The organism is Kurthia senegalensis (genome assembly GCF_000285595.1).
GTDB lineage: Bacteria > Bacillota > Bacilli > Bacillales_A > Planococcaceae > Kurthia > Kurthia senegalensis.
In genome coordinates this window covers 340,419-366,955 of record NZ_HE611066.1, presented here as the reverse complement: position 1 = coordinate 366,955, position 26,537 = coordinate 340,419, and the positions used below count along the sequence as shown (strand labels likewise).

30 protein-coding genes, 1 pseudogene and 1 riboswitch are annotated in these 26,537 nt (G+C 38.9%); of the genes and pseudogenes, 14 read left to right on the top strand and 17 right to left on the bottom strand.

Annotated elements, in window-relative coordinates; all coding sequences use genetic code 11:
* Positions 1 to 8: 8 nt before the first annotated feature.
* On the top strand, positions 9 to 605 hold the full coding sequence (locus KSHG_RS09290; protein ID WP_026022557.1) for a hypothetical protein: 597 nt from the start codon (positions 9 to 11) through the stop codon (positions 603 to 605).
* 51 nt (positions 606 to 656) lie between these two features.
* Here the strand turns inward: KSHG_RS09290 and KSHG_RS16665 are convergent, their stop codons facing one another.
* On the bottom strand, positions 657 to 938 hold the full coding sequence (locus tag KSHG_RS16665) for a hypothetical protein (RefSeq protein WP_010304938.1): 282 nt from the start codon (positions 936 to 938) through the stop codon (positions 657 to 659).
* Between the two features lie 148 nt (positions 939 to 1,086).
* Between KSHG_RS16665 and KSHG_RS09280 the strand changes: the two genes are divergently transcribed.
* Positions 1,087 to 1,359 carry a hypothetical protein gene (locus KSHG_RS09280; RefSeq protein ID WP_010304937.1) on the top strand — a complete coding sequence of 91 codons (273 nt, stop codon included), beginning with the start codon at positions 1,087 to 1,089 and terminating at the stop codon, positions 1,357 to 1,359.
* 47 nt (positions 1,360 to 1,406) lie between these two features.
* On the opposite strand, the gene KSHG_RS09275 is transcribed toward KSHG_RS09280, so the two are convergent.
* From KSHG_RS09275 to KSHG_RS09250, 7 genes and pseudogenes are all read right to left on the bottom strand, one after another.
* On the bottom strand, positions 1,407 to 2,930 hold the full coding sequence (locus tag KSHG_RS09275) for an acyl-CoA carboxylase subunit beta (RefSeq protein WP_010304934.1): 1,524 nt from the start codon (positions 2,928 to 2,930) through the stop codon (positions 1,407 to 1,409).
* An 8-nt stretch (positions 2,931 to 2,938) separates the two neighbouring features.
* On the bottom strand, positions 2,939 to 3,715 hold the full coding sequence (locus KSHG_RS09270; protein ID WP_010304932.1) for an enoyl-CoA hydratase: 777 nt from the start codon (positions 3,713 to 3,715) through the stop codon (positions 2,939 to 2,941).
* Between the two features lie 79 nt (positions 3,716 to 3,794).
* Complete coding sequence (locus tag KSHG_RS19125; RefSeq protein WP_315970520.1) at positions 3,795 to 4,100, bottom strand: beta/alpha barrel domain-containing protein; 306 nt, start codon at positions 4,098 to 4,100, stop codon at positions 3,795 to 3,797.
* Positions 4,055 to 4,618, bottom strand: coding sequence for a beta/alpha barrel domain-containing protein (locus tag KSHG_RS19120; protein ID WP_010304926.1), 564 nt, complete (start codon positions 4,616 to 4,618; stop codon positions 4,055 to 4,057). Before KSHG_RS19120 ends, KSHG_RS19125 begins: the two co-directional genes overlap by 46 nt.
* A 3-nt stretch (positions 4,619 to 4,621) precedes the next feature.
* Complete coding sequence (locus KSHG_RS09260; RefSeq protein WP_010304923.1) at positions 4,622 to 4,834, bottom strand: biotin/lipoyl-binding carrier protein; 213 nt, start codon at positions 4,832 to 4,834, stop codon at positions 4,622 to 4,624.
* An 81-nt stretch (positions 4,835 to 4,915) separates the two neighbouring features.
* Positions 4,916 to 5,960, bottom strand: a pseudogene (locus KSHG_RS16655) (acyl-CoA dehydrogenase family protein); the annotation flags it as partial.
* Between the two features lie 279 nt (positions 5,961 to 6,239).
* Positions 6,240 to 6,722 (bottom strand): hypothetical protein, encoded by a 483-nt coding sequence (locus KSHG_RS09250; protein ID WP_010304920.1) that lies wholly within the window; start codon positions 6,720 to 6,722, stop codon positions 6,240 to 6,242.
* Between the two features lie 313 nt (positions 6,723 to 7,035).
* Here KSHG_RS09250 and KSHG_RS16650 point away from each other — a divergent pair, with 313 nt between their 5' ends.
* The 4 genes from KSHG_RS16650 to KSHG_RS09235 all read left to right on the top strand — a co-directional run bounded on the left by KSHG_RS16650 (position 7,036) and on the right by KSHG_RS09235 (position 9,815).
* A complete protein-coding gene (locus KSHG_RS16650; protein ID WP_010304917.1) occupies positions 7,036 to 8,355 on the top strand; it encodes an amidohydrolase in 1,320 nt (439 codons plus the stop codon).
* Positions 8,288 to 8,452, top strand: a complete 165-nt coding sequence (locus tag KSHG_RS18785; RefSeq protein ID WP_235728360.1) for a hypothetical protein — start codon at positions 8,288 to 8,290, stop codon at positions 8,450 to 8,452. Before KSHG_RS16650 ends, KSHG_RS18785 begins: the two co-directional genes overlap by 68 nt.
* Positions 8,453 to 8,630: 178 nt before the next feature.
* Complete coding sequence (locus KSHG_RS17545) at positions 8,631 to 9,083, top strand: DUF1648 domain-containing protein (protein WP_010304911.1); 453 nt, start codon at positions 8,631 to 8,633, stop codon at positions 9,081 to 9,083.
* 15 nt (positions 9,084 to 9,098) lie between these two features.
* Complete coding sequence (locus KSHG_RS09235; RefSeq protein WP_010304909.1) at positions 9,099 to 9,815, top strand: YwaF family protein; 717 nt, start codon at positions 9,099 to 9,101, stop codon at positions 9,813 to 9,815.
* A gap of 122 nt (positions 9,816 to 9,937) precedes the next feature.
* Here the strand turns inward: KSHG_RS09235 and cobT are convergent, their stop codons facing one another.
* Positions 9,938 to 10,993 (bottom strand): nicotinate-nucleotide--dimethylbenzimidazole phosphoribosyltransferase, encoded by a 1,056-nt coding sequence (gene cobT, locus KSHG_RS09230; RefSeq protein ID WP_010304906.1) that lies wholly within the window; start codon positions 10,991 to 10,993, stop codon positions 9,938 to 9,940.
* 85 nt (positions 10,994 to 11,078) lie between these two features.
* Positions 11,079 to 11,256: riboswitch (cobalamin riboswitch) on the bottom strand.
* Between the two features lie 148 nt (positions 11,257 to 11,404).
* Here cobT and KSHG_RS09225 point away from each other — a divergent pair.
* Both KSHG_RS09225 and norA read left to right on the top strand, forming a co-directional pair.
* Positions 11,405 to 12,238 (top strand): MerR family transcriptional regulator, encoded by an 834-nt coding sequence (locus tag KSHG_RS09225; protein ID WP_010304904.1) that lies wholly within the window; start codon positions 11,405 to 11,407, stop codon positions 12,236 to 12,238.
* A 74-nt stretch (positions 12,239 to 12,312) separates the two neighbouring features.
* On the top strand, positions 12,313 to 13,476 hold the full coding sequence (gene norA, locus KSHG_RS09220) for a multidrug efflux MFS transporter NorA (RefSeq protein ID WP_010304902.1): 1,164 nt from the start codon (positions 12,313 to 12,315) through the stop codon (positions 13,474 to 13,476).
* A gap of 121 nt (positions 13,477 to 13,597) precedes the next feature.
* Here the strand turns inward: norA and KSHG_RS09215 are convergent, their stop codons facing one another.
* Together KSHG_RS09215 and KSHG_RS09210 are read right to left on the bottom strand one after the other, a co-directional pair.
* Complete coding sequence (locus tag KSHG_RS09215; protein WP_010304900.1) at positions 13,598 to 13,783, bottom strand: hypothetical protein; 186 nt, start codon at positions 13,781 to 13,783, stop codon at positions 13,598 to 13,600.
* A 36-nt stretch (positions 13,784 to 13,819) separates the two neighbouring features.
* Entirely contained in the window at positions 13,820 to 15,145 is a 1,326-nt protein-coding gene (locus tag KSHG_RS09210; RefSeq protein WP_010304899.1) for a Na+/H+ antiporter NhaC family protein, read from the bottom strand.
* Positions 15,146 to 15,337: 192 nt separating this feature from the next.
* Between KSHG_RS09210 and trxA the strand changes: the two genes are divergently transcribed.
* Positions 15,338 to 15,649, top strand: a complete 312-nt coding sequence (gene trxA / locus KSHG_RS09205) for a thioredoxin (protein ID WP_010304897.1) — start codon at positions 15,338 to 15,340, stop codon at positions 15,647 to 15,649.
* A 173-nt stretch (positions 15,650 to 15,822) separates the two neighbouring features.
* Here trxA and KSHG_RS09200 read toward each other — a convergent pair whose 3' ends face one another.
* Positions 15,823 to 16,296, bottom strand: coding sequence for a hypothetical protein (locus tag KSHG_RS09200; protein ID WP_010304895.1), 474 nt, complete (start codon positions 16,294 to 16,296; stop codon positions 15,823 to 15,825).
* Between the two features lie 256 nt (positions 16,297 to 16,552).
* Here KSHG_RS09200 and KSHG_RS17540 point away from each other — a divergent pair, with 256 nt between their 5' ends.
* The 4 genes from KSHG_RS17540 (at position 16,553) to KSHG_RS09180 (ending at position 21,613) form a co-directional block, all read left to right on the top strand.
* Positions 16,553 to 18,022, top strand: a complete 1,470-nt coding sequence (locus KSHG_RS17540) for a methyl-accepting chemotaxis protein (protein WP_010304893.1) — start codon at positions 16,553 to 16,555, stop codon at positions 18,020 to 18,022.
* 64 nt (positions 18,023 to 18,086) lie between these two features.
* Positions 18,087 to 18,404 carry an SCP2 sterol-binding domain-containing protein gene (locus KSHG_RS09190; protein WP_010304891.1) on the top strand — a complete coding sequence of 106 codons (318 nt, stop codon included), beginning with the start codon at positions 18,087 to 18,089 and terminating at the stop codon, positions 18,402 to 18,404.
* Between the two features lie 196 nt (positions 18,405 to 18,600).
* Complete coding sequence (cls, locus tag KSHG_RS09185) at positions 18,601 to 20,052, top strand: cardiolipin synthase (RefSeq protein ID WP_010304888.1); 1,452 nt, start codon at positions 18,601 to 18,603, stop codon at positions 20,050 to 20,052.
* A 379-nt stretch (positions 20,053 to 20,431) separates the two neighbouring features.
* Positions 20,432 to 21,613 carry a NupC/NupG family nucleoside CNT transporter gene (locus KSHG_RS09180; protein ID WP_010304884.1) on the top strand — a complete coding sequence of 394 codons (1,182 nt, stop codon included), beginning with the start codon at positions 20,432 to 20,434 and terminating at the stop codon, positions 21,611 to 21,613.
* A 69-nt stretch (positions 21,614 to 21,682) separates the two neighbouring features.
* Here the strand turns inward: KSHG_RS09180 and KSHG_RS17535 are convergent, their stop codons facing one another.
* Positions 21,683 to 22,234, bottom strand: a complete 552-nt coding sequence (locus KSHG_RS17535; protein WP_010304879.1) for a TetR/AcrR family transcriptional regulator — start codon at positions 22,232 to 22,234, stop codon at positions 21,683 to 21,685.
* A 140-nt stretch (positions 22,235 to 22,374) separates the two neighbouring features.
* On the opposite strand from KSHG_RS17535, the gene KSHG_RS09170 reads away from it, so the two are divergent.
* Positions 22,375 to 23,205, top strand: a complete 831-nt coding sequence (locus tag KSHG_RS09170) for a pirin family protein (RefSeq protein WP_010304874.1) — start codon at positions 22,375 to 22,377, stop codon at positions 23,203 to 23,205.
* A gap of 126 nt (positions 23,206 to 23,331) precedes the next feature.
* On the opposite strand, the gene KSHG_RS18045 is transcribed toward KSHG_RS09170, so the two are convergent.
* From KSHG_RS18045 to KSHG_RS09155, 4 genes are all read right to left on the bottom strand, one after another.
* Positions 23,332 to 23,481 (bottom strand): hypothetical protein, encoded by a 150-nt coding sequence (locus tag KSHG_RS18045; protein WP_235728359.1) that lies wholly within the window; start codon positions 23,479 to 23,481, stop codon positions 23,332 to 23,334.
* Between the two features lie 235 nt (positions 23,482 to 23,716).
* Complete coding sequence (locus tag KSHG_RS16630) at positions 23,717 to 25,276, bottom strand: FtsX-like permease family protein (RefSeq protein ID WP_010304871.1); 1,560 nt, start codon at positions 25,274 to 25,276, stop codon at positions 23,717 to 23,719.
* 98 nt (positions 25,277 to 25,374) lie between these two features.
* Positions 25,375 to 25,695, bottom strand: a complete 321-nt coding sequence (locus KSHG_RS18040; protein WP_010304868.1) for an FtsX-like permease family protein — start codon at positions 25,693 to 25,695, stop codon at positions 25,375 to 25,377.
* On the bottom strand, positions 25,685 to 26,446 hold the full coding sequence (locus tag KSHG_RS09155; protein ID WP_010304863.1) for an ABC transporter ATP-binding protein: 762 nt from the start codon (positions 26,444 to 26,446) through the stop codon (positions 25,685 to 25,687). The genes KSHG_RS18040 and KSHG_RS09155 overlap by 11 nt, the downstream gene beginning before the upstream one ends.
* Positions 26,447 to 26,537: the final 91 nt, after the last annotated feature.

Sequence of the window (26,537 nt, the reverse complement as noted above, 5' to 3'; positions counted from 1 at the left end):
ATGAAAAAATTGGTGTTATTTATTCTGGAAATGAAGCACATTATCGCACATTCCACGAACCAAAATTTAATCAATACATTGAAAAATTAATTTACCATCCTGAATTTTTAAATACAGATTTATCTGATTTGGACGTATTAATCGTACCTTCACAATTAAACGGCGACCTGCTTATTAAAAGTGCATTGAAGATTCGTCAATTCGCAAATAATGGTGGTACAGTCGTTGCATTCGGACCTCAACCATGGGAATGGATTCCGAATCAAAATTGGGAACAACGTGAAACAAACTTCTGGTGGTGGTTAGAAAAAGATGCGAAGAGCGGTTTAGTATTAGCAGCTCCTGAACACCCTCTTTTCAAAAACTATTTAACATTAGCAGACTGCACATGGCATCAACACGGCGTATTTTGGCCATCAGAAAATGCCGAAATTCTCGTAGCATCTGAAGATGGAGCAGCATTCATGTACGAAGAAAAAGTAGAAAATGGGGGTCGTTGGATCGTGACGACATTAGATCCCGATTATCACTTTGGTTCATATTTTATGCCTGCTACAGAACGCTTCTTAGAAGGCTTCTTCCCTTATTTAGCTTTTGGCAAATAAATAGGACGATAAAAAAAAGCCTCAAAATCATATGATTTTGAGGCTTTTTTATTACGATTCTTTCACGATGCCACCTTCTACATCATGCTCTGGTTTTTGTTCAGCATTTAACGTTGTCGATTCATTTGAAGTAGGAGAAATCGTTTCTTCCGCTTCTTTTTCAGAAGGTGATGCACTCGTAAATTGTTGTTTCTTATCTGCTACAAGGTCTGTTACTTTCCCTTTCACATCATTGAAAGTCGACCATGCTTTTTCACGATTTTCTGGCTTGCGTAAATACGCAGCGGCACCCGCAATTGCTGCTGCTAATAAGTAATTATTCTTTTTTGCCATGTAGAATCTCCTCCATTTTTTACAATATAGTTATGTATATACCTCATTACGCGTAAAAATAACCCCTTATCCGAATAATATTCACAAAATTGAAACTTTTTAATCGTTCATTCGTATAATGACTAAAAGAAAAATGAGGAGTGAGACAATGTTTTGGATTGCGCTCGTACTAATCGTTGCGATCGGCTCGATTGCTGACCTTATCGGAAAATGGATTAAAAGTAAAGAACGCTCGAAAAAATATGACATTGAACTGTTACAAGAACAAGTTAAACTCGAACAATTAAAATATGACAATTACGTAATTGAAACAGAAAAACTAAAATTACAATTACAAAAAGATTTACAAGAAGCACCTTCTAAAGAAGACTTACTACAATTTCACTCTCAAAAAAGATATTTTGCGCATAAAGATTCCTAAACATTTCAGACGTAAAAAAACCTTCCATAATAGGAAGGTTTTTTCGTTTAAACCGGATAAACACCGTGTTTTTTCGTAGATTGAATGACATAATGATTGCGATAGAAATCAAAGCGTTTAATGAGCGTTTCTCGCAGTGCATTCGGTTCAATAATATCGTCAATAACGAGCTCAGAAGCTAATTTATACAAGTCAATTTCCTCTTGGTACGCTACACGTTTCTCTTCGATATAAGCTTGACGTTCTTCTTCTGGCAATGCTTCAATTTTATTCGCATATACAGCATTCACAGCTGCTTCAGGACCCATGACAGCAATTTGTGCAGTCGTTAACGCAATACAAGCGTCTGGTTCGAATGCTGGTCCTGCCATTGCGTATAAACCTGCACCGTATGCTTTACGTACGATGACTGAAATTTTCGGTACGGTCGCTTCACTCATTGAAAATAACATTTTCGCACCATGACGAATAATGCCTGCTTTTTCAACTTGTGTTCCAATCATAAAGCCCGGTACGTCCGATAAAAATAAAAGTGGAATATGGAATGCATCACATAAGTGAATGAACTTCGCTGCCTTATCTGCCGAATCCGGGAATAAGACGCCACCTTTTGCTTTCGGTTGATTCGCAATAATGCCGACCGCATGACCATCTATTCGGGCAAGTACGGTAATTAATTCTTTTGCAAATAATTTTTTGATTTCAAAAATAGACTGCTCATCGACAATGTTTTCAATGAGCTTCATCATATTGAATGCGGCATTTTGGTTTTTTGGAATGAGTTGTTCATTCGTTTCATTAGAATGCAACGGATTTTTTACAAACTCAAGTGGCGGTAGCCTTAAATGATTGTCTGGCATGAAGCGGAAATAATTTTTTGCTGCGAGTAACGCTTCTTCTTCTGTTTTCGCAAGTACGTCTCCACAACCTGAAACGGAACAATGCATTTTTGCACCGCCCATCGTTTCTAAATCTACTTTCTCTCCGATGACTTTTTCAGCCATTCGCGGCGATCCTAAGTACATCGATGCATTGCCTTCCACCATAATCACGATGTCACAAAAAGCGGGAATGTACGCGCCACCTGCAGCAGATGGGCCGAAAAGAACACAAATTTGTGGTACGACACCAGAAAGTTTAATTTGATTGTGGAAAATTCGTCCTGCTCCGCGGCGACCCGGGAACATTTCTAATTGGTCTGTAATTCGCGCACCTGCAGAATCTACTAAATAAAAAATAGGTAACTTTAATTGAATCGCTTGCTCTTGCGTACGAATCATCTTTTCAACGGTTCGCTTCCCCCATGAACCTGCTTTAACAGTCGAGTCGTTGGCGATAATACAAACCGGACGCCCATCAATTTTACCGATTCCTGTCACGACCCCGTCTGCTGGAAAAGTCGGGTCTTGATTGTTCGCAAATGCACCGTCCTCCACAAAGCTATCTTCATCTATAAGTTGTGCAATGCGTTCACGTGCAAACAATTTATGCTGCTGTTTATTTTTTTCGTGATAGCGTTCTGCCCCGCCACGCTCAATTCGACTTTTCTCTTCTCCGTAAAATGACGTCATGTCTACACCTACTTCCCTTCATAGTTCGGTTTTCTTTTTTCTTCAAATGCACGTAAACCTTCTTTACGATCTTCCGTATAAAGTAGCTTTTCATACGCTTCTCGCTCAATGACAAGTCCTTTTTCAATCGGTACTTGCATCCCTTGCTGTAGTGCTCGTTTCGCTTGGCGTAAAGAAAGCGGCGCATTTCCGGCAATTTCTTTCGCTAATTCCATCGCCTTTTCATGTACAAGTTCTTTCGCGAAAACATGTTCTACGAGACCAATTCGATGCGCTTCATCTGCAGAAATACGGCGTGCCGTGTAAATCAATTCTTTTGCGAGACCTATTCCAATTAAACGAGGAAGTCGTTGTGTCCCTCCTGCACCTGGAATAATCCCGAGTGATGTTTCGGTAAGTCCGACTTGTGCAAATGCATTCGCAACACGCAAATCACATGCAAGTGCTAATTCCAAGCCGCCACCGAATGCGCTCCCATTTAAAACGGCAATCGTCGGTTGCTTCAACCTCGCTGTAATATCGACCGCTTCTCCGATTAAAGAAACCGTCTCCATTACTTGCGATTCCGGCATTTTTTTCCGTTCTTTTAAATCTGCGCCTGCACAAAATACATGCTCGCCAGCCCCTGTAATGAGCACAACACGAATCGTCAAATCTTGTTCAATTTTATGCAATGTTTCAATGTATTCATGGAGCAAGTCAATCGATAATGCATTAGCCGCTTCTTGTCTGTTCAAAACGACTGTCGCAATATGTTGGTCAACCGTATACGTAACGAGTGTCATTTAATTTGCTCCTTTCCGAATTTGTAATTGTTTTGATGGCAGTGTGCGTTGTAATTGCATCGCTAACCATTCGCTCACATCAACGATTTTTTTCTCGGTTCATGCCTGTATGAATGTTCATTTTCTCACATAAATAAAGGAGATCTTCTGTTGAAACATTTCCTGCCGCCCCTTTAGCATACGGACAACCGCCAACACCCCCGACAGAACTATCAAAAGTCGTGATGCCATATGGAAAACTAGCAACAATATTCGCAATGGCCATGCCGTAAGTGTCGTGAAAATGCATCGCTAATTGATTCGGTCGAATCGTAGGAATTAGTTCATCAAGTAAAGCTTCTACTTGATTCGGTGTTGCGACGCCAATCGTCTCACCGAGTGACACCTCTCGAACACCACATTCCAATAAAAATTCCGTATATTTTTCGTAATAGCTGGTTCAATATAACCTGCATAGGGGCAAGAGATGACCGTCGATAAATAGCCTCGAACGGTTTTACCTGCACGAGTCGCTTCTTCTACGACTTCTTTCACAATCGGTAACGTTTCTTGAATAGAGCGGTTTAAATTCGCTTGATTATGCGCTTCAGAAGCAGAAAAAAACACACTCACTTCATCAACATCCACTTCCATCGCTCGTTCGAGTCCTTTCATATTCGGAACGAGTGCCGCATACGTCACGCCCGGTTGCCGATCAAGTCGTTTTAGTACGTCCATACCGTCTGCGAGTGGCGGCATCCATTTCGGGTGTACGAAACTTGCTACTTCGACGTACGTAGCTCCGGCATCCGTCAGCTGCTGAATCATCGATAATTTTTGGTCCGTCGTCAAAATCACTCGTTCATTTTGCAAGCCATCACGCGGTCCTACTTCATTGATCTGAATTTTTGTCGGCAGCTTCATACGCTACTCCATTTCAACGAGCGGTAAGTCCACTTCAACAAAGTCTTCTTCATTTACGAACACTTTTGCCACGACGCCTGCTTCTTCGGCCTCTACAGGAATTTCCATTTTCATCGATTCAATAATGACAAGCGTTTGTCCTTCTTCTACTTGGTCCCCTGGTTTCACGAGTACTTTCCAAATTGTTCCTGCCATTTCTGATAAAATTGTTGTCATATTTTTCTCCTCCTAACAGCCTAGTTGTCGCGAAATAACGACACGTTGTATTTCTGATGTTCCTTCGCCAATTTCCATTAATTTAATATCTCGTAAGTGCCTTTCGACATCGTACTCTGCCATATAGCCATATCCACCGTGAATTTGCACCGCTTGATTACACGTGCGGAAACCCATTTCAGAAGCAAAAAAGTTTCGCAATTGCCGCTTCTTTTTTAAACGGTTTATTCGCATCTTTCAGCGTAGCGGCTTTCCATACGTAAGTACGTGCCAATTCAATTTCCATAGCCATATCTGCTAACTTAAACTGAATGGCTTGAAGCTTCGAAAGCGGCTGTCCGAATTGCGTGCGCTCTTTTGAATAAGCAAGTGCTTTTTCAAAGGCCGACTGTGCAATACCGACCGACAATGCCGCAATCGAAATACGACCACCGTCTAATGTGTTTAAAAATTGATGGAATCCTTTTTTTTCATCTCCGAGCACAGAATCTCTCGGTACACGTACATTTTCAAGTACGATTTCACACGTATTAGAGGCACGGACACCTAATTTTTCATAAGGCGTTCGAATCGTCATACCCGGTGTGCCAACAGGAACGATGATTGCTGATATTTGTTTTTTACCGCGGTCATCTTTACCCGTCACAGCCGTTACGACTACTTGATTCGAAAAACTCGCATTCGTAATCCACTGCTTTTCACCATTGATCACCCATTCGTCCCCATCTAAAATAGCTGTCGTCTGCGTACCACCTGCATCCGAACCCGCATTCGGCTCGGTTAACCCGAATGCTCCTAGCGTCTTCCCTTGTGCGAGGGGCACTAAATACTGTTCTTTTTGCGCTTCTGTACCGAAATGGTAAAAAGGTGTAGCGCCTAAACTAACCGCCGCTGCATACGACAAGCCTGTTCCGCCACACGCTTTACCAATTTCCTCTACAGCCAAAATGAACGATAACGTATCGCCTCCTGCACCTCCGTACTGTTCTGGGAATGGAATACCGAGTAACCCAAGCTCTCCCATTTGCTTGAAATTTTGCTCTGGAAATTCATGATGCTTATCTCTTTCTCTTGCAAAAGGTGCTAGTTCCTCCTGTGCAAAATCCCTTGCCAATTTTTGAATCATTTGTTGCTCGTTCGTCAATTCAAACATTTCTTTTCCCCCTTACGAATAAAAAGCGAAATGTAAACGCTTTCATATGTAGCGGCCAAAAAACGAGTGAGACATCCAATAATTGTGTTGCTACTTTATCGTACCCTATTTCGAACAAAAATAGCCTTAAAAAATAAAAAAATTGCATGAATTGTTAAATAATGTATAACAATTCATGCAACGTTATGTTTATTAAGTTTCATACGTTAATTCATCGCACGTATGCTTTTGATTATGCATATTGAAAATTCATTAAAAAACTTCCATCTGTTGAAGATACTTTTTCAGTACGTCTTTAGAATCTTCTATTCCTTGCTTCACTTTCACGTATTGCTCTGTCTGCATCGTTTCCCGTAGTTGATGCCAAATGCGTTCACTAATTGGAACGAATTGATCTACTGTAATACGGGACGGCCAATAACTTGAGAAATAACTTGGAAATTGATGAATCACTTGATCACTAATGAACAACATATTTTGATACGTCAAAATAGCTGTTGCCGCATGTAAATCATGTTGTCCTTCTTTACAAACGAGTACAATTTCATCAATTTCATCATTTTTCACGAGGCGCACATATACGTCTTGTAGCAACTTGTACAATTCGTTTCGCTCCATTACTCGGTCATCCGTTAACGCACCTTTTCTTCTTTCAAAATCAAGTTGATACAAGCGACATTCCACAACGTTCAATGCTTCACCGATACGTTGTTCATTCATAGCATCGAGATTCATTCGTCATCTGCCCCTTCTTGAAAAGTATGTCTCTCATTATACAGGGGTATTGCACAATTCTCTATGAATTTGCTTGAACGACGAGAAAATTCGTCGAAAAAAAGAAATTTTATACACGCTTCATTCATTCCTTCTATTCGTCTAAATTAATAATTAAATAAATATTCCAATTACTATAAAAATTAACATATACTCTAATTATCCCCTCATTGTTTTTTCCAACAAGTAGTGGGTATGTTACAAAACGTATAGAAAATAATCAATCGAGTTACGTGTACGTTAATAAATGGACCATTTAGAAAGGGAGAAGACTATGACAAAACAACAGTTAATCGAAATGATGGAAGCAAATGAATTACAGTTTGAAGAAATAGCGAAAAATATTTGGGAACACCCGCAACTTGGCTATAACGAAACGTATGCCTCTACACTTCAGCAAGACACGTTAAAAGAAGCCGGTTTCCGAATTGAAGCAAATGTTGGGAATGTCGAAACCGCCTTTATCGCAGAAGTTGGAGAGGGTCATCCAATCGTCGGTATTTTAGGCGAATTTGATGCACTTCCAGGTCTTTCTCAGCACGTACAACCGACGAAGAGCCCAATCGTGGACAATGGCCCTGGACACGGGTGTGGCCATAATTTACTCGGCACAGCAGGTGTTGAAGCAGCTATCCACTTGAAAACATATATGGAGGAACATCAAATAAAAGGAACACTTCGCTATTATGGCTGTTCTGCAGAAGAATTACTTTCTGGCAAAACATTTATGGCTCGTGCTGGTGTGTTTGATGATTTAGACGTCGTATATACGTGGCATCCTGGTAGCGTTGCGATGACGACGAATTTATCGATGCAAGCTCTCTCAGGTGTAGAGTTCCACTTTTTCGGGCGTACAGCGCATGCTGCAGCCGCTCCGCATCTCGGTCGAAGTGCCTTAGATGCAGTCGAGTTAACAAATGTTGGTGCGAATTATTTACGCGAGCATGTTCCGGACGGATCACGTATTCATTATCAAATTACAAACGGCGGACAAGCACCGAATGTCGTGCCAGACAAAGCAAGTGTCTTTTATTTCTTACGCGGAAAAAACCGTGCCGAAGTTGATGATTTACTACGCCGTATGAAACTCGTAGCAGAAGGGGCTGCCATGATGACGGAAACACGTGTAGAAGTTGTCATTACAGCTGGTTGCTACGATACGTTACCGAATATGACGTTAAATGAATCGATGTACGAAAATGCGCAACTGCTAAAACCGATTACGTACACGGCAGAAGAACAAGCCTTTGCTAAAACGTTGCAACAAAACATCGAACCAAGTGTTGTAAACGGTTCAAAAAATGCAACAAGCGCAACTCGGTATTCAACAAGATGGCGATTTAATTTCAGGATTTTATCATATTCCGCAAATGTTCCGCATGACGATGCCGGGTTCTTCGGATATTGGAGACGTATCGTGGATTACACCGATGGGACAAGTAACGACCGTTTGCGCGCCCGCTTCTGTGCAGCTACACACATGGCAAGCAACTGCTTCATTCGGTTCTTCTATTGGGATGAAGGGCATGCACAATGCCGCTCAAATTATGGCACTTTCTGCTTTAGATGCTTTTACAACGCCTCAAATTATTGAAGATGCACGTGCCGAATTCATTAAAAATAAAGGAAATCATACTTACAAAGCGGCTATTCCTTCAAATGTCGAAGCACCGAAACCGCTAAACGTATAATATAAAAATAAAAAAACTTACACTCCTACCTGAGCGTAAGTTTTTTATTTATGAAAAAATTGGAAATTTTATCTCAGTTGCTTTTTTACCGATCGGACGTCTTGTATAATGAAAGGAGAACGTATTGGCGTAATACAAATTTTCAAGTCAATGCGATACATTTACTAAGGAGATGCTTATGAAAAAAATACAATTCACCGTCAGTACGATTATCTTACTCGTTCCATTCATTTATGCAGGCATGCATTGGTCAGAGTTTCCAGATTCTGTCCCTATTCATTTCAACGCATCAGGTGAAGCAGATGGTTTTGGCTCAAAAGGTTTTGTATGGCTGCTGCCCATCGTCAATGTCATCATTTGGTTGTTCATGCTTGCAGCTTACAAAGTACCTCGACTGTTAAACATGCCTTATTATAATGCGGACAATGTTACGCACCGAAAAATTGCCGCTCATTTACTCGGTTGGTTTCAAATTCTCACCTCTCTATTTATAACAATTTTGTCGATTCAAACGAGTTTTGCCGCACTCGGCAATGAAACGAATATCGCGATTATGCCTATTATTTTATTTTTAATTGTTTTAACCGGGCTTATCATTTATTACGCGCGACAATTTAAAAAAACACGTTAGAAAGAAGGCCTGAATATGGACGGCTTCCGCCTTTATGATACATATCATCTCAGCTGGCTCGCATTCACTTTACTCGCGGTCTTCATTTCTTCTATCTTTTATAAACACGCACCTACAACTAGGCGGACAACAATACGCAAAGTACTCGCATGGAGCCTCATTATTGGCGAATGTATTAAAAATGTCTACGTCGCTATTTTTTCTACTTTAACAGTCGACCATTTCCCTTTTGCCCTTTGTAGTTTCGCGATGTTTTTCGTTTTACTTCATGCGTACTATCCTAATCAAACAGTCGGCAATATGCTTTTTAATTTATTTTTACCCGGTGCTCTTTCTGCACTGCTATTTTGTGACTGGACGATGCAGCCGATTTTCAGCTTCATGACGATTTTTAGCTTCGTCTATCATATCGTACTCGTCGTTTACATTACGATGGTACTCATAACGAAAGAAGTCATTCTAGACATACGCAAAATAGGGGGTTCTGTTTTATTTTTATGTAGTAGTGCCCCGGTTTTATATAAATTCAATAAATTGTATGATACGAATTTTATGTTTTTAAATACCCCATCTCCTGGCTCACCACTCATTCCACTTGCGAATATTTTTGGCAATCCAGGCTATATTTTCGGACTAGTACTCGTATTATTCGCACTTTGGATCATCATGTATACACCGGTTGAATTAAAAAAATGGATTACTTCTTATCGGTTAAAAAAATCACAATCCTAAACAATCGCCACGATACGACGTTTACACTTTTTTAGCATTACTAAGACTTAGTAATGCTTTTTTGTATGTGCGAACTAAAGCCCCCTCCAACGACATACTATCGCTAGAAGGGGCATTCATTTTTATTTTTCGAGTAATGCAGCCGCTTCATCATACGTCGCCATCTCATTTACCATTGCGAGTGCCGCATCTAAAATAGGAAATGCGAGCGCTGCACCAGAGCCTTCACCTAAACGCATATTCATGTGCAGCATCGGCTCTACACCGAGGCGCGCAGCCGCTATTTTAGCACCTGGCTCTTCGGATGCATGAGAAGCAATCATATATTGTTTAGCTGCAGGTGCGAGTGTCGCTGCGATCAATGCTGAAATCGTAGAAATGTACCCGTCGATTACTACCGGTTTTCGTGCAGCGGCAGCCGCAAGCATAACGCCTGCCATCGCACCGATTTCGAGTCCACCTACTTTCGCTAATACGTCAATGATGTCAGTCGCGTCTGGTTGATTTTGTGCAATAGAGCGGTCGATCACCGATGCTTTGTAAGCAATTCCGCCTTCTCCAACACCTGCACCGAACCCCGTCACGTCGATGGCAGGACGGTTTTCTAATACCGCTAATATCGCTGCACTCGGCGTCGTATTACCGATTCCCATCTCGCCTGTCGCTAATACGTCCGCACCAGCAGTAATTTGGTCCAAAGCGGTTTCAATTCCAACTTCAATCGAACGAATGGCTTCTTCATACGTCATGGCAGGTCCTTTTGCCATATTGTCCGTTCCATACTTTACTTTTTTCAAAATAACCCCTGCATCTTCCGGTAAGTCTTCTTTCACACCGACGTCTACAACGACGACATTCGCTCCGACCGATTTAGCGATTGCGCAAACGCCCGTCTTCCCTTTTGGAAAGCTAAGCGTTTGGAATACGGTAACAGACTGTGGATTTGTCGTCACACCTTCCTCGCAAACACCGTGGTCGCCTGCACAAACGATGACAGTTTTATTCGTCAACTTCGGAAACCCTTCTCCGTGAATGCCCGCTAATTGTGCAGCAAGCTTTTCTAATTTTCCTAAGCTTTCTGGCGGCTTCGCTAACGAATCAATATAGGCCTTTCCTTTTTCGTACGCGTCTGTATCCAGCGGTTTAATTTGAGCAATTGTTTGTTGTAATAATGACATCTTCGTTCCTCCTTTAATGCTACAAAAAAGCATAAAAGTCTGTAGTTTATCCGTTACAAATAAACTACAGACTTTTCCATCATCTATACCGTGCAGCGATTAGGCAGGTCTCCTGGCTCCAGTTCATCGTCTACTAACACCTTCCCGATTTTTCAGTGGTATGTCGTTAGTGACTCGCTGTTACAGTGGCGGGTCCGCTAAAGTTTTTCACTTTATTCCCTATTCTCTCTTCATGTAAGAGCACCTAATGCTTTATGTAGTTGCATTTAACGTATCGAAAAATTTGTCTTTCGTCAATACTATTGTAAGAATATTCTTAATTCAAAAAGAAAATACGTACAATCCTATGAAAAAGTTATTTTTTTCGTATACTTAAAATAAGAATTTTTTCATAAGATGGAGGACATTTTGATGAACAAAAAGTTTACGATTGGTGAAGTGTCTAAAATCGTCAACATGCCGATTCGCACACTACACTACTACGATGAAATTGGTATTTTTAAACCTGCAGAAGTCGATAAAATAACGAACTATCGCTATTACAATGAGTCACAAATCGCCAATATGGATTTGATTAAATCATTAAAATACATCGGAACGTCTTTAGCGAACATTAAAAAAGCACAACAAATGACGCCGAATGAATTGCTTCACTTTTTATCCGAACAAGAAGAACTCGTTCAAGTCAAAATGAAGCGGATGCGTGACATACAAGACATGTTAATTAAAACGAAAAAACAGCTGCAAGAACAAATTAGCATTCCGAAGTTTCATGAAATTTATTTTACGACAGAAGACCCACAGCGTGTTTTATCGCTAAAAGTGGAAAATGCGACGCTGATCGACGTGCCTTCTACGTATTTTAGTGAAATGACGTATACGATCGAAAAAGGTGGGAGCGTCCTATCCAATCGGTACGGCGCCATATTCCCGCTTAAGAAATACGAAAGTGGTGAACAATTTGTTTACACACATCTTTATACAGCTTTATTGACAGAACATAGGATAGGTCAACTTTCTGACCAAATGACGATTAAAAAAATGGAGGGGGGCAACTACATTTGTATTGCTTTCCCGTTTACAATCGAAACTTACGTAGAAAACTATCAAAAACTATACGATTTCATTATTAATCATCAGCTACATGCCGTTTCAGACGTTTACGAACTGTTTTTGCCGACGAAATTCTCGCCAATTGAAGAACCTGATTACGTCGTTGAATTAAAAGTGCGAATAAATTCATAATTTTTCTTGACCCTACAGTTACTGTAAGGTTTATGATGATGTACAGCAACATCAACTTAAGGAGAACACATACTATGAAAAAAACAGGATCATTAACGCTATTTTTACTTTTATTTAATTTGTTTATTGCGTTTTTAGGAATTGGTTTAGTCATTCCCGTGCTGCCAACGTTAATGAACGAATTAAACATTAGTGGGCAAGTCGTTGGTTATTTGACAGCTGCCTTCGCTTTAACACAACTAATCGCTTCCCCTCTTGCAGGGAAAGCTGCTGATAAATTTGGACGAAAACGTATGATTGTACTCGGTTTATTCATCTTCGGCTTATCAGAATTACTATTCGGTTTCGGGAAAACCATCGATGTCTTATTTATTTCTCGAATTTTAGGTGGCTTAAGCGCAGCTTTCATGATGCCAGCTGTGACAGCTTTCATCGCAGACATTACAGACGAAACATCTCGTCCGAAAGCACTTGGTTACATGTCTGCGGCAATTAATACAGGGTTTATTATCGGTCCTGGTATCGGTGGTTTCTTAGCGGAAATTGGCACGCGTGTCCCGTTCTATTCTGCAGGGGTACTCGGCTTAGTTGCTGCTCTTTGCTCCACTATTTTATTACGCGAGCCTGAACGTCAAGAAGTACCAAAAGACGATCGTCAACAACAGTCAAGCATTCGTAAGCTACTTATGCCGATGTTTTTAATCGCTTTTATCGTCATCTTCGTTTCAAGCTTTGGACTAGCAGCATTCGAATCATTCTTTAGCTTATACGTCGATCATAAGTTTAGCTTCACGCCTTCTGATATTGCGATTGCTATTACAGGCGGTGCCATTTTAGGTGCTGTATTCCAAGTCGTTTTCTTCGATCGCTTAATTAAATGGCTCGGTGAAATTAAATTAATTCGTGTAATGCTCGTGTTATCTGCCATTTTAGTTTTCTTAATGACGGTCGTTCACACACATTGGCTTATTTTAGGCGTAACGTTCGTTGTCTTTATCGGTTTTGATTTAATCCGACCAGCTGTCACGATGTATCTTTCACGAATTGCAGGAAGTGACCAAGGGTTTGTCGGTGGGATGAACTCGTTCTTCACATCACTCGCTAACGTGATTGGACCCGTCATCGGGGGGATTTTATTCGATATCGATATCGACTATCCATACTACTTCGCAACCGTATTTATTATTCTCGGTCTCGTATTTGCGATGTTCTGGAAAGAACCAAAACGTCAGTTTTAACCTCCAATAAAAAGGCTAAGTAAAAATGTTAGCCAAACAAAAAGGGCCGGTATGCTATTAACAGCATACCGGCTCTTTCATATTGTTCATCATTTGCCTAACAAACGATATAGCTGATGATTTATTGTTTACTTTGAGGTACGTCTTTTTTAATGACGACACCACCAATAAGTAAGAAGATAATACCGATGACGCCTCCGACTAATTCATTCATACCTACTTCACCGTGACGAAAATAGTTCATAATGAAGTTCCCTCCGAAAATAACGAGTAACAATAAGCCGAGTGTATTAAAAAACTTTTTCATTTTTTTCTTTTTTCTGCATTCATTTTGTTCACCTCTTTAATGGACGAGCGCATTTTGTTGCATGCGTAATTGTCTTTTGTTAACGATTGAACGAATGATTCCGACAATCGGTAATAAATATAAGTAACAAGCAAATAAAATACTCTCAATTGGCGCCCCTACTGTCGTAAGTGGCACGACACTTGCGATGCTCCAAGGAATTAATGCCGGAATGACAATCGCTGTGTCTGCTAACATACTCGCCGTCTTTTGATCATCTTTATACAGCTCTTTGTTCAATTGGTACGTTAACATAACCGCTAACGTTTGGTTACATGAAATCATAATCGCTACAATCGATACGAGCGTACTCGTCACAAAATTTGTCGTCTTATGAGCTAGCTTTTCAATTTGTGCTTCTATTTGTTTCAACATGTTCGTCCCATTGAATATACCAAAATAAGACGACGATAAACAAATAATCGCAATAATTTTAACCATGGACAAAATACCACCGCCATTTAACATCGCACCGAGTTCCTCCGTCGGTGCAACGTAGCCACGCCATAATGTAAGTAGCCACTCACTCACAGCCATATGTTGGACGAATAAACAAATCATACTACCTACTATAATACTCGCTAACATCGTCTGCTTAATCGATACGCGTGCTGCTAAAAGAAGTACGATGACAATCGCTGGCAGAAGCGTCCAAAAACTCAATGAAAAATGTTGTGAAAACAACAGAGAAACACTGGAATCAGCTAGATGACCTTGATCAACAAACCCAAGAGCGACATAAATCACAACCGTCATAACGAGCGGAATCCAAGCCGTACGAATCATTTGCCGAATGTGGTCAAATAATTTCATATGGGTTAATTCACAAATTAACAGCGCGCTCGTAGACATTGGTGAGCAGCGGTCCCCAAAATAAATCCCCGATAAAATGGCACCTGCTACAAACAGCGTATTTTCCCCCATAACGTTGGCAATCGTCATACTAATAACGCCGACGGTCGCCACCGTGCCAAATGCCGTACCCGTTAAGACCGATACGAGACAGTTCAGTAAAAAGACGACGATAATAAACAACGATGGTACGAGTAACCCCATCGTACTATCAATAATTTTAGGAATCGTCCCTGCTCCTCGCCAAACGGCTGTCATCATACCAATTAAGAAAAAGATCAACAGCATACTTTTCACTTGGCGAATACCGTCCCACGTAAACTGAAACATTTGTTTCATCTTAAATTTCTTTAACAACCCATATGTAAAGAACAACATAAATCCTACTGCTAATGCGTATAAAATCGGTAATTGAAAGCTTACGCAGCCGATTAAACATAACGCAAATAACCCGAGAATTATAAACTCCATTCATCCCCACTGCTTTCTTATTAGAATGACGGTATCATAGCATAGTAGCGAAAGAATGCGAGGCAATCGGTGAAAAAAGGCGAATTTCCGCATAATTAATGCTTTTTTCATCCATTGGAATCCGTTCCATTCACATAGAAGTATTTTTCGTGTTACGATAGCTATTATAGTAGACATAAAGGAGTTTTGAACATGGCAATTGTACAAGCAACCGACCAAACATTTTATGAAGAAACGAAAGAAGGCTATATTTTAGTCGACTTCTGGGCGACATGGTGTGGACCGTGTAAAATGTTAACACCCGTTTTAGAACAATTAGATGCAGACAATAGCATTTCTAAAATCGTCAAATTAGAAGTAGATGCGAACCCTGTTATTGCACAAGAATATGGCATCATGTCTGTTCCGACCATGCTTCTTATGCGCGACGGTGAAATCGTTGCTAAAACGATGGGTTACCAACCGAAAGAATTGTTACAACAATTTATCGCCGATCACCAATAAAAAAGTTCTACATCACCTGTTAAAGTGACATGATTTGAAAAACCAAATCATGCCACTTTTTTATTTATTTCGGACGAATACGTTCCGTTAGGCGTTCTCGTCCTTTCCGAAATAAATCATGTACATTAAAAAAACGCCCTATACAAGGCGTTTTTTCCATCTATAAAGAAACGTTACACTTTCGCCAATTTACTCATACAAATTAAAGTACAAATGACTTGGTTTTCTACGTACACACGATTTGGCGACGTATTATATTTTTGAATTAACTGTTGCTGAATGAACTCCGCTTCTTCATTTTGTAGTCGAAACTCGACCATCGTTAAAATCAATTGACGTAAATCGTCTTCACATTTCATTTCAGAATCTGTTGCTTGTGTTAACAAATCAATTTCAAACCATTTCATTTGTCTTAATTCACCCATTGTCACTTCAATCGCCGCATTTAAATCTGGAACTTCCGAAAAATAGAGGTTTTTCTTCAATAATTCAAATTCACGTTCCGTTGACTTTTTCCATAAATAAGCAAAAACAACTGTATTCGTACAAAATTCATCAATTAATTCAATCCACAAATCACTCAGCCTGTTCCACTCGAGTTTTCCAACATATGTATTAATTCGTTGAATTTGATGTTGATGATCCACTTTTTTTCATCCCTCCACTCTATTTAAATTGTCGAACTTTTTCACGTTCCCCCATTCTACAATAAATTCGCTATTTTTTGTACATTTTTTCTAAAAAACAATCCATTTCACTTACTTACGCTCTTTTTTAAAATGCTATTAGGCATATATTTTTTCTAAAAAAGAATCTTTTGTCTCGAATATTTTAAATTATTAATGAGTAAATAAAAAACTTATATGGTAAAATATTCAATAAAATGATTGAGGAGGTTTCGCCATGTTTTTACGTACTAAAGCGGTCCCAGTTGTACAATCTACCGATTTTCAGAACGCCGTTTCACACATTATTCAGCGACAGAAAGTTGTTTTTACAGACTATGAACTCACAGAAGAACAACAGATACTACTACAAGTCCTTTCTACTACATTTGAACAAAAAGAACGTAATACGACACAGCTTCTAGCACTTTGTGAAAAGGTGACGAACAGTTTTTGCTGGTCTGCAACGCTTCATGACGGTGATTTATGGAAAAAAGAGACTACTTTTACGTTTAGCGATGCGATTTTACCGTTGCTTCCTACGCAGCAAGAAGACATATCCATTTTAGAGCTCATTCATCCGAGTGACCGTGATCTGGTACAACGAGCTATTCACGCATGCGTAGCTCAGCAACAAACCGATATTTCATTGAAATATCGATTTCATCTACCGAATGATCAATGGATTCATGTAAAAAATGATTTTGAGTTTACATATGAAGAAAACATCGCGACAAGCTGTTACGGAATTATACAAAATATATCCAATGAAATTTCTCAGCAACTGCAATACGATCGTGAAGTTGGGAAGTATGAACTCATTACAGAAGTAATGCACGAATCCCCTTGGCATGTCGCTATTGAAAATGCGCAAAATTTAAATGACCCGAGCAATCACGTTTGGTTTTCTACTCAATTTTTAAACGCATTTGGTTTCACAAATACGACCCGTCCTACGAGTTATGCGGATTTTTCTCTTCTTATTCATCCAGAAGATACAGCTAAAATGAATCCGCTTTTCATTCAATGTTTGCGCGATGCGAAACAAAATGGCAAAGCTGTTTGCGAACTCATTTATCGCATTCAAGATGCGGTCGGTCATTATCACCCGATTAGCAATCGTGTACTAATAACAGCGCATGAAGAAGTCATCACACAAATCGTCGGTGTAATGCGTGACGTTCGTCTCGAACAACTTGAAAAGGAACGGACTACTCAAATGCAAGCAGGCATTCAACAATTGAATAGTAGTATTGAAGAAATGAGTGATGCGATGCGAAATATGAGCAATCACGTATCCGAATTAACTATCGCCCAACAATTGTCTGCCCATGCTGCGAATGAAGCACACCAAAGTGCCGACAATACGAAAAAGATTTCGACGCTCATTCGAAACATTGCCGATGAAACGAATTTACTCGGTTTAAATGCAGCAATTGAATCCGCACGAGCCGGCGAACACGGAAAAGGATTCGCTGTTGTTGCCGACCAAGTACGTAAACTCGCTTTAAATAGTGCCGATGCTACAGGCGAAATCGAAATTAGTTTAGGTGAGATGAAGTTATTAATTGATACGATTTTGGAACATATGGCGAGAAGCAATGAACTCGTCTCTACTCAAAATGAATTGAGCCATTCTGTAAACGAAGCCGTTCAACAAATTCAAAATATGAGCAGACAATTAGCACAAGCTGCAACGATTCCTTAAACAATATATTGACTTAAAATAGCATATAATGGTAAATTAGAGAAAAATATTAGGTGGCGATTATATGGTAGTAGCGGTAGATCGATTTTTAACGAAGATTTCAAATGATGGAGAAGGATTACGCGGATACAATTCGATTATTCAATTTTATTTCAAAGATATAGATGAAACAGTGAACGTTTCTTTTGAGGGGACATCCGCTTCACTCATAGAAGGTGTCGAACATCCCGCTTGTAAAATTGTCGTTTCAACGCAAAATTTCGAAAAGTTAACGAACGGTCAACTCAATCCTCAAACTGCTTTTCTTATGGGGAAACTCAAAGCAAAAGGTGATATGAGTCATTTGTTGAAATTAAGCCAAATTTTATCGTATTACGCTTAATCGTACTAAACATAAATAGCTAAAGCGTATGACATAAAATGATGTCCTACGCTTTTATTTTGACCTTTTTCCATCTATTTTTTAAATTATTTTCCATTTCATCATATTTTCCTTTGTTTTCCCTATTATTTTAGTTTTATTTTTAGTATTTTAGGAAATGTACCAATTAGTATAGTTTTTCTAAAGGAGTGTGCAAATGGACTATCTGTTAAACCCTAAGCTTTGGAGCTTCCTCATACTCGTCGTTAATATATTGTTAGCGATTACGGTCGTTTTTTGGGAACGCAAAAAACCAACGTCTGTCTGGGCATGGATTTTAATTTTATTTTTCTTACCTTATCTTGGCTTTATACTATACATTATTTTCGGGAAGCCACTTCGCAAAAAACATTTAAAGCGCTGGATTCCTCAAAAAAGTATCGGCATTCAGCAAATGATCGACGAACAAAAAGAAAAAGCCACAACGAGTTCGCTCCATGTAGAAAACATTGAACAAGCACATCAGCTCATTCATATGAACCTCGCAACGAACGATGCGATCGTCACAAAAAATAATGATATTCATCTTTTCCATGATGGTGACGATAAATTCAACCAACTGATCGAGGACATTAAAAATGCCAAAGACCACATTCATATTCAATATTATATTTTCAAATTAGACGGTCTCGGCAAACGAATTTTAGACGCTGCAACAGAACGTGCAAAAGCTGGTGTCGAGGTGCGTATTTTGTACGATGAACTCGGAAGTCGAAGTACGAAAAAAAGACATTTCAAAGAGTTAATCGAAGCCGGTGGCGAAGTAGAAGTGTTCTTCCCTTCTATTTTACCGGTCATCAATTTACGACTTAATTATCGAAATCACCGAAAAATCGTCGTCATCGACGGTACGATTGCCTATTTAGGTGGTTTCAATGTCGGAGATGAATACATTAGCTTAGACCGGAAATTTGGTTATTGGCGCGATACGCATATGCGCATTCAAGGACATGCTGTTTATGCACTACAAGCTCGTTTCATGGCTGACTGGAACCAAGCCGGTAACAGCTTGCAACTGGAGTACGAAGATCATTACTTCCCTACACCAGTCGTAACGGGAACTACGGCGATGCAAATTGTTTCTTCTGGTCCCGATACGAAGTACAAATCGATTTTAGATACTTACGTCAAAATGATTTTGCAAGCAAAAAAATACGTCTACATTCAGTCTCCTTACTTCATACCAGATGAAAGCTTTTTATCGGCCATTAAAATTGCACTGCATTCAGGTGTCGACGTACGCATTATGATTCCAAATATGCCCGACCATCCTTTCGTCTATCGTGCCACATGTTCTTTCGCCGGGGAATGTATGCTTGAAGGGGCGAAAGTGTATCATTATGCAAAAGGCTTTTTACACGGCAAAGTGATGATTATCGACGATCAAATCGCCTCTGTCGGTACAGCGAATATCGATAACCGAAGCTTTGAGCTTAACTTTGAAGTCAACGGTCTCATTTACGATACGAAAATTGCGACAGAACTTGCCGATGTTTTTATGGAAGATATGAAGCAATGTACAGAAATGACAAAAGAGACACATCAACAACGTTCTCTTTGGTTACGCTTTAAGGAAAGTATTTCTCGCCTATTAGCGCCTATTTTATAAAAATAGCCCATGAATTCTATTTTTGAGAATTCATGGGTTTTTATGTGTATTTTTTACTTTAAAGCAAGTAATTAGTTTAGTTTTTAAAATGGCGACAATAACTTAAAATTCTCTTTCACACATTTTTTTATCGTTATATCAAAAAAAATCACTTTGTGTCATTTTCACTGATTTATTATTATTTTCACGCAATTTTCAATATAAATAGTATTTAAAATAGCGTTTTTATCAGAAAACATTTACTTTTTATCATTTATTTATTTTTTTGTGAATTGTATTGAAACTTTATTCTTATAATTTTAATATAGTTAAAGATTCGTTTTTTTTACATAAAAAACGGCGACAAAAAAATAGAAAAAAGATTGAGGTATTTAAACAAATGTCCATTTTAATCGGAATTATCGGTCTAATTCTTGTATTAGCTGTTGCGTATGCAATGAGTAATAACAGAAAAGCGATTGACTTCAAAGCGATTGTTATCATGATTATTTTACAAATTATCTTAACGCTCGTTATGTTCAAAACATCAGTTGGTTTGAAAGTAATTGAATCAACAAGTAATGGCTTAACAAAAGTTCTTGACTATGGTCGTGAAGGAATTAACTTCATCGTAGGTGGTTGGATTCCTGAAGGTGGTTCACCTTTCTTCGTCAACGTATTATTAATTTTAGTATTCACTTCCATGTTACTATCATTACTTACGTACTTACGTATTTTACCGTTAATCATTAAATACGTCGGTGGATTTTTATCAAAAATTACAGGTTTATCTAGCGTTAGCACTTTCCATGCAATCAATAATATTTTCTTCGGTCAATCTGAAGGGATTTTAGCGATTAAAAACCACGTTCTTAAAATGGATACGAATAAATTAATCGTCATGTCTGTTACATCTATGGCTTCTGCTTCTGCATCCATCATGGCATCATACATTACGATGTTACCTCCAAAATATGTTCTTGGTGCAATGGCATTAAACGCATTATCAGGTTTAATCATCGGTATTATGATTGCTCCTGATACATCAAAAGAAAAAGAAGTTATTTCAATTAAAGATGCAAGCCCTGCTAAATCACTTTTCGATTCTATTTCTTTAGGTGCATTAGACGGCGGTAAAGTAGCATTAATCGTCGCTGCAATGTTAGTTGCTTACGTCGGCTTAATGGCTGCAATCGATGCTCTATTCAATGCAGTTATCGGTATGACACTTACTGAAATTTTAGGCTACATCTTCGCTCCAATTGCTTGGATTATGGGGATCCCTGCTTCTGAAGTTCTCGTTGCGGGTCAAGCAATGGGTACGAAACTAGCAACAAATGAATTCGTAGCGATGTTACAATTCAAAGATCAAATCCCTCATCTTACAGAAAAAACAGTCGGTGTTGTTTCTGTATTCTTAATCAGCTTCGCTAACTTCAGTTCAATCGGTATCATTAGCGGTACTTTACAAGCAATCTCTGGAGAAAAAGCAGCGATCGTTACGAAAAAAGGATTAAAAATCTTAATTGCTGCAACACTTGTTTCAGTTTTCACTGCAACATTAGTTGGTTTATTTATTTAATTTGTATCGCATCAATCTTCTATACAAAAAACGAACTCCGTTTGGAGTTCGTTTTTTTTTCGCCTATAATTACCGTACCATTTTTGGAATATCTACTTTTTGTGTTAACTGTAAGGCGATTCGTTTCGCAAATACACGGTCATCTTCTTTCGTATCGTGTGCCCGTTCAATAAATGCACCGTACAATCCCCAACTTAGAAAAACAGCAATTAGCTTTTCATCTGCAGGTAATTTCTTTTCAAACAATTCAATGAGCTGACTTTTAATTTTTTCCTCAATCATATGATTAAACGTCGCATACCCTCTTCTACAGCCAACATTCATTTTTTCATGAATATGCATAATCGATAATAACACTTTTTCAAGCAATTCATGATCGAGAGGTGCATCATCTTTAAAATACGGTTCTAAATCATTCCACGTAATCGCATGTAATGCCGTTTCTAATAACTCGTACTTATCGATAAAATGGGCATAAAACGTCGCACGATTAATGTGCGCAAGTTCGGTAATATGCGTTACGGTAATTTGTTCAAAATACTTCGTTTGAATAAGTTGTTGGAAAGCATCAATAATTTGTTGACGCGTTTTAACAGCGCGTGGATCTAATTTTTTATTCATTATGGCATCCTTTCTACAACAATTTTCATCTTTTGTCGTTTAGCTCCTACAAAAAAGGGAGCATTCTTTGTTCTTTTCCTTCTTCCCTTATATGATAAACACATACCAACAAACAAGCAAAACTAAAGGAGGAAACAAATATGTTACACATTCAAAAACTACAACAAATCGTACTTCAAGATGGAGATGGTCGCCACCTTCGTTACGTTTTACGATTAGAAGATCCGATGCAAAATGACCCGTTCTTAATTTTAGCAGACGACCGCTTTGCACATAATACATTTGCAGACCACCCTCATAAAGGGATGCAAACTGTCACATATGTCGTAGACGGTAGCTTAGAGCATTATGACAATGCAACAGGCGGTGGTGGACGATTAAAAGAAGGTGATTTCCAAATTATGAACGCTGGTAGCGGCATTATTCATAATGAAAATCCAGACCGCGGTGAAGATGTTCGCGTACTCCAACTTTGGGTAAATTTGAGTAGTGAACATAAAAAAACACCTGGTAGTTATCAAGATTTACTGAAAGAAAATGTACCCGTAAAAGAAATCGAAGGAGGACGTGTTGCCGTGTATGCAGGACAAGTAGAAGACGTCGCTTCTCCTCTTACACTCCATACACCGTTCATCTATAGCGTAATCGACTTAGAAGCGGGTGCAAGCTATCGCTTCCCGATTCCCGCAAACTATAACTCATACATGTATAGTTTAGAAGGTGACAGCATCATTGACGGTCAAACGGTTCGTGCTTTCGATACAGCACATTTCGATACTCGTTCAGAAGATGACTTCATTGAAATTCATGCGACAACCGCGACACAAATCGCTTTATTTAGCGGATTGCCAATTCAAGAACCTGTCGCTGCAAGAGGACCATTCGTTATGAATACAGACGATGAATTACGAGATGCTTTCCGCTCTTACAGAGAAGGTAGCTTCTTAGGTGGCAAACCATACCCCCATTAAGTAAGGACATACGTAAAAATTATAGCCTCTACTAGAGAAGGTGATGTCGAATTTGACACTCCCTTCTCTATTTTTATGCGCAAAACAAAGAACAATACAAATGCGCATATGAAAAAGACACTTCTTTTAAGAAGAATGTGACGGACGCTTTGGCTGGGGCATGGCGTGGAACGTTTCAATTAATTTTTCTTCAAACGGTCCTTTTCCAATACGATCTTGTTTACCGAGTAGTTGTTGTAAACGATATAACTTTCCTTTGATAAAGTTGCCTGTCATTTTTAATCCCACATTCGTTCATCATTTCATCTTCATTACTTTCATTTTTGTTTCGTATGAATATTTTTTCCCATCAAAAAACACTTCCAAAGATTTGATCCCTTTGAAAGTGTCTTTTTCTTTTTATGTTGTCTCAGATTTTAGGTCAGTTCCTGATTTCAACATCATGACGACCCTTTCTATTTGGCTAGGATTTTATCCCGTCTACCATTTGTATATTTGTTTACAAATATACTTATTTATTTGTAATCACTTTTTTATAGTAGCGTACAGACATCCAAGCGAATGCTCCGTATAAAAGTGCATAGACGATTAATACGGTTATAAATGGCAACTCAAAATCTGTTCCGAATAACATCCAGCCCGATCTCACAGCAAAATAACTATGGGCAATACCGATAACGAGTGGGATACCGAAGTTGAACCATTGTTTTTGACGAACGCCACGCATCACTTCCTCTGTCGTGAAACCGATTTTGCGTAGCATTTCGAATTGCGGTGCTTCTTGGTCTGCTTCACTCATTTGTTTAAAGTATAAAATACTTCCTGTCGTTAATAAGAAAGCTAAGCCAAGGAATGCCGCAACGAAAATAAGAAGTCCCATCATTTGGAAATTATTTTCATAATACGCGCTTTGCGTTTTCAAATCGTATGTGACCGTATCATTGGAATCTTTCAACTTAATAATCATTTCTCCGTCATTCGTCTTTTCACGATACAATTTTTCCGCTTGATCTAAATCTTCTTCATTTAAAATCGTATACCCTGTGAAACTTGTCACTTCTGCACCCTCAGTAACATCTTGCATTTGTGCATACACATCATCTGTTACGACTGCGACAGGACTTCCGAAAGATAAAACATTCGGTACAAACATGTCTTCTGACAGTGTTGTTAACGTAAATGATTGCTTTAACTCAACAGCTTCTACTTTTTTGTCTGTTTGCATAGGTGCGAGTAAATTTTGCATTTTCGTATAATTGTAAAAAGCAATTTCATTTTCCTTCAATGAAAGGTTCTTTACTTTTTGTTGGACTTCACTTTGTTTCATGACATTCATCGTAGAAGTCGTTAGCTCTTCTTCTGTTTTAGATAATTCATTTTTCATAATGTCTTTGTAATTAAATTCAACCGTTTTGAAATGATACGTATTTTTTTCAAAAGCGATGTCTTCTTTTGAAAGTGCTTTTTCAAATTCTTGTCCTAATCCGTTAAAGACACCCATATCATATGGCATACTTTGTTGACTAGACGTTTTGACAGATGAGTATGAAATGTATGCAAGTGATAATACCCCGATAGCAAGTGCTGTTAACGTCGTAATAAGCGTTAAAGATAAGGCACTCGATTTCATACGATGCATCATCGGCGTCAACGCGACAACGTCCCCTACCGTCACATGCCCATTTCTTCTCTTACGAATAAAGTTCGCAATCGTAGCAACCGTATAGCGGAAAAATAAAAAGCTCCCAAAGATGGTTGAAAATAAAATAAGACCCATACGAAACAGCAATTCATTCATCGTTACCGCTTCAGTCAGTGTGAATAAAATTGTTGCACGATAATAACCGAAAATCATTAAGGCAATACCGATTAGCCCCATAACGGTACTAAATAAAGACCATTTTTTGACACGTTGTTCCGTTTTATTCGCGGCATGGAACAAATCAATTAATTTCGAACGCCATACGTAGCCAACGGATTGTACGTACATTAAGGCAAATAAAACGATGAAGACAATGATCGATTGTACGACTGAATGCGTCGTAAATTGTAATGAAATAACGCGTTCCATATGCGTCACTTTCAAAAATAGTAAAGCAAAAAAGCGACTGAAAATAAAACCACAGCTAATACCAATCGCAATCGCGAGTATCCATAATACGCTATTTTCTAAAAAAGCATACGTGCAATACGCGGTTTTGATAAACCGATTAATTGATAAAGACCAAATTCTTTACTACGTCGTTTTAAAAATAATTGGTTCGCATACAATACGAAGAAAAAGACAATCGCTACGAGTAAATATGAAGCAACTTCAAAAACAGCGCCTGCTTTCACGCTTTCTGAGTTCATTTTAATAACGCTCGGATTGTCTGCTAGCGTTAAAAAAGCAAAATAAAGACCGCTACTAAATAACAGCGCGAAAAAATATAAGCTATACAACTGGCTATTTTTTAGCATCGTACGAAAGACGAGTGTTCTAAGCTTCATTCAGCTCACCGCCTAAAACTGCTTGCGTTTGTAAAATATGTTCGAAAAATTGTTTGCGTGACTGTGTTCCTTTGTATAACTCGGTATACAATTTACCATCTTTCAAAAACAATACGCGGCTACAATAACTTGCGGCAATCGCATCATGTGTCACCATTAAAATCGTCGTTTTTTGGACGGTATTTAAACGTTCAAGATGTTGTAGTAAATTCGTTGCTGACTTCGAATCAAGTGCGCCCGTCGGTTCATCTCCGAAAACAATCGCCGGCTCTGTAATTAAAGCACGTGCTGCAGCTGTTCGTTGTTTTTGTCCACCTGATAATTCATTTGGATAATGATCTGCTAATTTTTGAATATCAAATTGTGTCATTAACGTTTGAACGCGTTGTTCGGCTTTTTCTTTTGAAATTTTACTAACGGCTAAAGGAAGCAAAATATTTTCTTTTACCGTTAATGTTTCGAGTAAATTGTAATCTTGGAAAATAAAGCCCATTTCCGTACGGCGAACGTTCGCTAATTTTTTCGCTGACAGTTGTTGCAGTGATTTTCCATTCAATATGACTTCCCCGCCCGTTACTGTATCAATCGAGCAAAGAACGTTCAATAATGTCGTTTTCCCCGAACCGGATGGCCCCATAATTCCGACAAATTCACCTTCTGTTATCGTGAAGTTAATGTCTTGTAACACTTCTATTTGTTTTTTTCGCTTTCCGTAATTTTTATAAATATGTTTGCTTTGCAATACGTCCATGCAAATTCCCTCCAGTTGTTTCGATCTATTGCTAGTTTAACTGGAAATGCCGAGCGTTACCTTCGATTGACGTGACAATTTGAGCTTCGTA